This is a genomic window from Oligoflexus sp. (genome assembly GCF_035638955.1).
Taxonomy (GTDB): domain Bacteria; phylum Bdellovibrionota_B; class Oligoflexia; order Oligoflexales; family Oligoflexaceae; genus Oligoflexus.
This window is the reverse complement of the sequence record NZ_DASQYZ010000242.1, coordinates 1-6,895: the sequence shown is the minus strand read 5'-3', so window position 1 is coordinate 6,895 and position 6,895 is coordinate 1. Positions and strand designations below refer to the sequence as shown.

Sequence of the window (6,895 nt, the reverse complement as noted above, 5' to 3'; positions counted from 1 at the left end):
GAGATAGATCCGGCTATCCGCATTCTCATCAATCGCTTGCGTAATGGAACTATAGGATCTTGAGATGAAGGGACGAATATTGCCATCCGATCCGCGGGTTTTGCCATTGAACTCATCCGATACAAATGTAAAGGCGATATTATCCGTACCGTAGAACTGTTCAATCATGCCCATGCCCGCCGCGCCAAGGACAGCATGGCCCGAGGTATAGGCTGGGAAGTTAGGGGTAAAATTCCGATTCCGGGTATTGGAGGCCGGAGCACCTAAAGGCGACCAATCCGAGTTTCCGTAGGTTTGAGAATTTCCATCACGATCGCCCATACGAATGCCGCGGATGGGACGCCATAGAATATTTTTGTACTTGTCTGACCAGCACTGAATGGTGGCATCGGCTATAGCCATATTTACAAGTGCCAGAAGACGAGCATTTTCAGATACCTTATTCTTCTTCTGCAAGGCGATGGTACGGGCCACCTGATTGTAAAGTCTTGGCGGTGTTCCGATTCCTGGTGCACCATCGTAACCCCAGAAAATGCCGATAATGGTCTGTTCATCCGTTCGTTTGGTCGAGGTGGTCACTCCATCCCCTCCGAGTCTTTTGACTTCGTCGAAGGCCGCGGCATACTCGCGACTGCGCAGGGAGGGAGGCGGCGGAGCGGTAAAGCGTGTGGTATTGGGAATCGCAAAAGGTCTTACACTACCCCAGGCTGGATCCAGAAAGCCCTGCTCGGGATTCAAGGCATCGACATCGTGAGTGCCGATATTGCCGGAGGGAGCATAGCGACCTCTGTTCTCAGAACCATCATTTTTCCGTTCGACGAGGAGTCTCAGGGCTATATATTTCCCAAGCAGGATGCCATTGTACTCAGCGACGCCATAGGAATAGCGCTTGAGACTTTCACGAATCACCTGGTCAACGCGCGCAGCCTGGTTCGGGTAGAGAAAGCGCAAACTTACGTAAGCGGCCACGCTCACGGCGACAGCCGCATTGGTGTTGGCTGGACTGTTGACTGCAGCCAGGTATGGCTCGCTCACTTTAACGACAGAAATATAAGAGTCGTACATGGCAAGCTGAGTTATAGCAAAAGCGCGGGACGTCCGGGTCGGACCTGGTTGATCAGGAGGCGTCCGGGCGTGATCCTGGGCATTGGCCTCAAGCATAATTTCATTCCATTCCAGGATGGGATCCGTGGTGATCGTCTTGGGGTCCCAGGATCCAGAACCTTTTATGGGCTTATAAAGATCTAGAAGCTCCTGAGGACTTTTTTCCAGCATGTCCGGGCTAAGGGACAAAATAGATTCCTGGCTCGGCAAGCTTCCATCATTTTGGTTTGGGTTCTTGTCGTCACCTTTCCCAGGTGTTGGGCTGCTTAGATTGGGCTCATCGTCACGACCGGACACTTGAGTAGGCTCCGAAGGAGGCGCAGCTGCAGGGGGCGGCGCTTGCTTCTTTGAAGATTTCTTTGTGCAAGCAGGACTTTGAACGAGAAAAAAGACCAGAGGGATCAGGACAATGACTCTATTTAACATAACCAGTTCCACACAAGTGAGAGATTAACAGCAACAGCAGTGATCGAACGAGAGTCTCTGCGTCGGCCTTCTTTCGATAGCAGACGTGCGCTGCTACGCAAGACTTACGCCACGGTAATGGTTTTCGTAAGATGTTGTATTTTAAGATAAAATGTGGATTTTCGGCAATGCCGGTCATCAAACGCTGCATGCGTTGACTAGAGTCTGACTAGGTATTTGACAGGAAAAATGGCAATTTTGATTGCCACAGAGTTGAGTTTCAAAGGACAAAATTCATTTGAAGTTTCAGGGTCCACGCAGGCGCATTCTGAGGGTGAATGACGTTGGAAAAGACACCTACTGTGCCATGGACGGGTACGAAGGGTCGCAGCATAAGTTTGGAAAATTGCAGGCCCATAGGCACATTCCACTTCTCGCCATCCAGAGTCTTATCGAAAGTGATGTTATTGAAGGGCGAAACCGACCAGAGATTACCCATTCGGTAGGAGAATATGGGTTGCACGGTGAGAAGGCTAACGTCCTTTCTTTCTTTGTCGCCGGCAACGGACCAATTTTGATAGATCAAGCCCCCATAGGTGGACTGAGAGGTCGTGCCGATCATTGCGAATGTTGGTCCCAATCCCCACTTGCCACTCGATATTCCTTGGTCCATACCGGTAGGTGCCGCGAGCAGAAAACCTGCGGCCACTTTCACGGACGAGAGTTCTTTCGGTGTCACATAGAGTTGATAGGTGAAATCTCCGAAGCCAGCCGACTGAATCGACCCTGAGTCGGTTTCAGTTTCGGCCGTGATATAGGACGTGACGAATCGATTGACGAACAACCATTGATCGGAGCTTCCCGAAAAAACAGGTTGAAGGTTGAAGACGGTGAACATTGATGAGTTTTCGTCATCGAAACCATAGTTGAACTGCAGTGGAATCGAAGTGATATCAGCCACTGGATCGGCCAACTTCTTCTCCAGTTCCTGACTTTCATCGGATTTCTGATCGCTGGCAAAGATGCTTTGGCTTGATGCCAGCAGAACAAGGGAGAGGATGATTTGAATCATTCCGTATTCCTTTCCACAAGGTTGCGGGACGAGGGGACGGCTAAAAGCTCACGACACCCATCGCCAGACGGATCGTCAGACCTTCGAGTTCGGCCGCGCTGGTGGCCGTGAAGGTGTCGAGGTATTGAGCCCCCAATCCGAGTGACAGGTTCTTCATATCGAGGTATAAACCCGCCTCAGGTGACATGATGCCCTGGGTCGAGTAGTCGTGTTCCGAGAGAAAACCCACCCGCTGATACTGCTCTATATATGCAGGCCCAAGTCCAAGGCCCAGGTAAGGCTTAAGTGTGCCCTGGCCGAATTCATACCGACCCTGCATGAGCAGGGGATAGGCATTGAATTCCTTGCTCTCGTTTCCAGAAATCGTCGCGCCTTGGTATTCATAGGCGGCTCGGTCGCTTTGCTCATCCCAGCCGATCCACTGGAATGAAATGCCTAATGAAAGATTGGATTTCGTTGCGAAGAACGAGCTGAAACCAAATCCTTCGTAGCTTGTTTCAGAGATAAAGTCAGCCGTTTCCCCGTAGGGAATTGTCATTGGATATTCAAAGGTGACACGACTTTGCTGGGCCTGTGCTGAGCTTCCCGCGTAAAGGGCAAGCAGCAAAAATAATCCTGGAAATTTGAAAGAACTATGTTTCATTGTCAAAACTCCTTGCATTGGTTTGTATTCTGTTACGGACTTATCATCAGCGTCTCACGAAAGAAAGTTTGTTCGATACTGTGCCCATAATTGCAGTGACAGGCGCCTCAACTCTGCCGTGCGCCGAGCCTGTTACCCATACTGCGCATCGTTAGGTGCCACGGCTTGGGATAGAGTGTGAGAACCGCTTTGTCCTTGGTTGAATTTTGCTGCAAGAAATCGCGACATTTGAAAACCGATATAACCAGGCAAAGCGAGAACTGTGACCAGAACAGTCGAGACAGTGCTCAAGCGGCTGGAGAGTGTCCGCGCTTCGTCGAGACCGCTCAGTGTGAATTTGATTGAAACCAGTACCGCGAAAAAAACAGCGGTCAGGCCGCTGACAACTTTCAAGAAGTCCTTCGGTGGAGGTGGTTTGATGGAGCTTCTCACATTCCTGCTCAGGAATATGCCAGAGATCAGTCCGCCAAGGCTCAGGGTTGCGACGATCATGACTCGCCAAAGCTCTTTGGATGAGAGTCCAAGTGAGGCTAGAGATTCGCCAAGGGTGACGCTTGTCCCGATGATGCAACCAGCGATGGCACCCAGGCTTCCCCACCAGACCATAGCATAGCGCGAATGGGTACTGGCTGTTGTCGAGAATGCTATGACGATAGCGCAGGCAATGGCTGAGGTGAGATTTGGGAGAATGCTGGTCAAGTAAAAGAGGACGACACCGCCCAGACAGGCAGAGACGACCGAGGAAAGTCGGGGGCTGTACAATTCAGGAAGAGGATGGACTTCAAAATTCTGGCTCATAGGTGGATCCCCTAACTCGTCAATGATATGCAATCGGAGGAAATTCCATGGATATTGTGTTGCTGCTCCTCAAAATTCCAGGGTTTGGCTGTTTTTTTCGTGCTTTTTAGCTGCAGTCTGAGGGCTATCCTGGACTGCTTTGCGAACGTCGCTGCAATGCAGGGTGATGATCTTGCAAGGCTCCCGCAGACGAAATCCGCGGGAGAACATACATCATGATTGGTAATAACTCAGCCCTATCACGCCGGGCCGGTAGCGGCATTTTTCAGCACATCCATGACCCTATCCAAATTGAATGAGGCTGGCTTCTGGCGGGCAGGGAAATCGCGGCTCAATTGGATTTCCTGAGCAACGATGCCCTGCGCGGCCGGGATCATGAACGCGTGATGAGTCACCCATTCCCAATAGCTATTCGAATTCTCATCGGCCCGTTCGAAAGGATCACGGCGCAGGTGGAAGATCTTGGGAACCCGAAGTTTCACAAAAGGCTCCGCCCAGCATTGCATCGTTTTCGCGCGTTGTTCCTGGAAAACGATCTTCCAGTCTTTGACGCGCAGGGCAACGAGTTCCGCATCGTCGTTGACATAGAAAAATGACTGGCGTGGGCTCTCGGCGACCTCACCGGTCAGATAAGGCAGCAAATCATAACTATCCAACATCACTTTGAAAGATTTTTTCTGCAACTTGTAGCCATTCATCATTCGTTCCTTGAGGCCGGGTACGCCCGCGACGGTGGCTAGCGTGCTGAACCAATCCGTATGGCCGACGATGCCGTTGAGCATCTTACCCGCTGGAAAGTGTCCCGGCCATCGTGCGAACGCTGGAACGCGATACCCTCCTTCCCAATTGGTGTTTTTTTCGCCACGGAAGGGTGTAATCCCTCCATCAGGCCAGGTGTTATAGTGTGGGCCGTTATCGGTCGTGTAGAGCACGAGCGTGTCGCTCGCGATACCGAGTTCGTCCAGTTTATTGAGCATGCCTCCCACCTGCTCATCGTGGTAGACCATCGCATCGTTGTAGAAGCCCTGCCCGCTCTTGCCGGCATAACCCGGTTTCAGATAGGTGCGGAAATGCATATGAGTTGAATTCCACCATACAAAGAAAGGCTTTTCTGCCTTCTTCGCCTGTTCCATAAAGCGAATCGCCTGGGCATTGATTTCGTCGTCAATCGTCGCCATGCGCGCTCGATTGAGTGGTCCGGTATCTTCTATCTTTCCGTTGGCAAAGCTGTGAAGCACGCCGCGCGGCCCATATTTCTTCTTGAACTCCGGATCCTTTGGATAGTCTGGATCTTCAGGTTCCTCTTCGGCATTGAGATGATAGAGATTGCCGAAGAACTCATCGAATCCATGATTGGTGGGAAGGAATTCATCCTTGTCGCCGAGGTGGTTCTTGCCGAATTGTCCTGTCACGTAGCCGACGGATTTCAGGAAATCAGCGATGGTGGGATCTTCGGATGACAGTCCAGTATCAGCGCCGGGCAAGCCCACCTTGGTCAGGCCCGTGCGGAGAGGATTTTGCCCAGTGATGAAAGCAGCGCGACCAGCGGTGCAACTCTGCTGGCCATAATAATCGCTGAATGAGAGTCCTTCACGGGCAATGCGATCGATGTTGGGGGTCTGATAGCCCATCATGCCGCGATTGTTGGCGCTGATGTTCCAGTAGCCGATGTCATCTCCAGTGAGTATGAGGATATTGGGAAGTTTTGGAGCCATGAATTTTGCCCTTTTTTCTGCACTGATGTTCGTTACACCCACGAGTTACGCTTATGGAGATAACACCGGCACATTGTGAAAGGAAGATTGTTTGCCAGGCTAGCAGCAAAAGGATGGTCCCCGCGCCCGTCCGGTTTATTCATCAAGCCCTGGAATTGCATCGCACTCGATATTGCCCGTTCCATTCCGTATCTTTTGGGGTCGTTATCCGTGACCTTCAAAATATTTTCTTTACTCGGAAATGAAGACGGATGACATGGTCACCGCTAGAACCAAATCGCCGCTTGCAGACTCATCCTTGAAAACCTCGGTGATCGCATCGCGAGCTTGCATTAGGGCTTGTTGGACCCTTTCCCTGCCGGTCTCGTTCAAGCCTCCCATTCCGAAGTAACCAAATGAACCAGGAGTACCGATTGTGTCTTCTGTATGAAGATCGAGTGAAAGCTTTGCCCTTGTGACGATATCCCGATAGTCGGTTAGGAACCTCTGCTCGGACTGCGGATGGATTCTTCCGTTCCATTCGGTCACGATCCCCCTGTCCACGAGCCTATTCAATTTTTCTACACCGTCATTGCCGAGGCGATTGAAGACCGCAGCCCTCGTTGTTCCGCTTTGGGCCAGCGCCATACCACTGATGATGAGCTCATCAGTCTTCGCTATGCACTTGCCATCCTCTGCCGACACTGGGACAGCTTGATTCTTCAGCAAAGCCCTGGCCATGCTTGGCGGCTGTCCATAATCTTTCTCGAGTATATTAATAGCCTCATCGCTCGGCATGGTTTCAAAAGCTATTTTTACAGCCGTCGCATACGAGGGCTTCCTCTCCCCTTGGAAAACCCTCCTTAGGGTTGGATAGGGAATATCTGCTCGCTTGGCTAAAAGTCCCAGGGATGCATTTTTTCTACTATCCAACCAGGTCTGAATATTTGCTGTCCAGATGTTGGCTTCCACATCATGTCTCCTCTTACAAGAAATCATTCTCACGCAACATATTCTTACTTCGAAATTTTCAAATACGAAATCAGACACTTGCGCGAAAAATATCCATGTCAAACAAAAGAGGGCGCGATGATTCATGACCTGGTGGCGCGTGGAACACGGAATTGTAAGCAGCCAGCATAATCAGCTTTCTGTTGGCAACCGCCAGTTATAGATTGA

The 6,895-nt window shown here is 50.9% G+C and carries 6 protein-coding genes; all 6 read right to left on the bottom strand.

The genetic code is table 11. The annotated features are described in order from the left end of the window. Nucleotides 1-1,293, bottom strand: a 1,293-nt coding sequence (locus VE954_RS22320) for a hypothetical protein (protein WP_324956923.1), incomplete at its 3' end; no start/stop codon positions are given. Nucleotides 1,294-1,789: 496 nt separating this feature from the next. After that, nucleotides 1,790-2,581: a hypothetical protein gene (locus VE954_RS22315; RefSeq protein ID WP_324956922.1), complete on the bottom strand. Its 792-nt coding sequence runs from the start codon at nucleotides 2,579-2,581 to the stop codon at nucleotides 1,790-1,792. A 40-nt stretch (nucleotides 2,582-2,621) separates the two neighbouring features. Beyond that, the gene (locus VE954_RS22310; protein WP_324956920.1) at nucleotides 2,622-3,224 is read right to left on the bottom strand and encodes a hypothetical protein; all 603 of its coding nucleotides are present in this window, start codon (nucleotides 3,222-3,224) and stop codon (nucleotides 2,622-2,624) included. A gap of 132 nt (nucleotides 3,225-3,356) precedes the next feature. Then, complete coding sequence (locus tag VE954_RS22305; RefSeq protein WP_324956918.1) at nucleotides 3,357-4,022, bottom strand: hypothetical protein; 666 nt, start codon at nucleotides 4,020-4,022, stop codon at nucleotides 3,357-3,359. Nucleotides 4,023-4,261: 239 nt separating this feature from the next. Continuing rightward, a complete protein-coding gene (locus tag VE954_RS22300) occupies nucleotides 4,262-5,737 on the bottom strand; it encodes an arylsulfatase (protein WP_324956916.1) in 1,476 nt (491 codons plus the stop codon). Nucleotides 5,738-5,968: 231 nt separating this feature from the next. Next, nucleotides 5,969-6,688, bottom strand: coding sequence for a helix-turn-helix transcriptional regulator (locus VE954_RS22295; RefSeq protein ID WP_324956914.1), 720 nt, complete (start codon nucleotides 6,686-6,688; stop codon nucleotides 5,969-5,971). Between the last annotated feature and the right edge of the window lie 207 nt (nucleotides 6,689-6,895).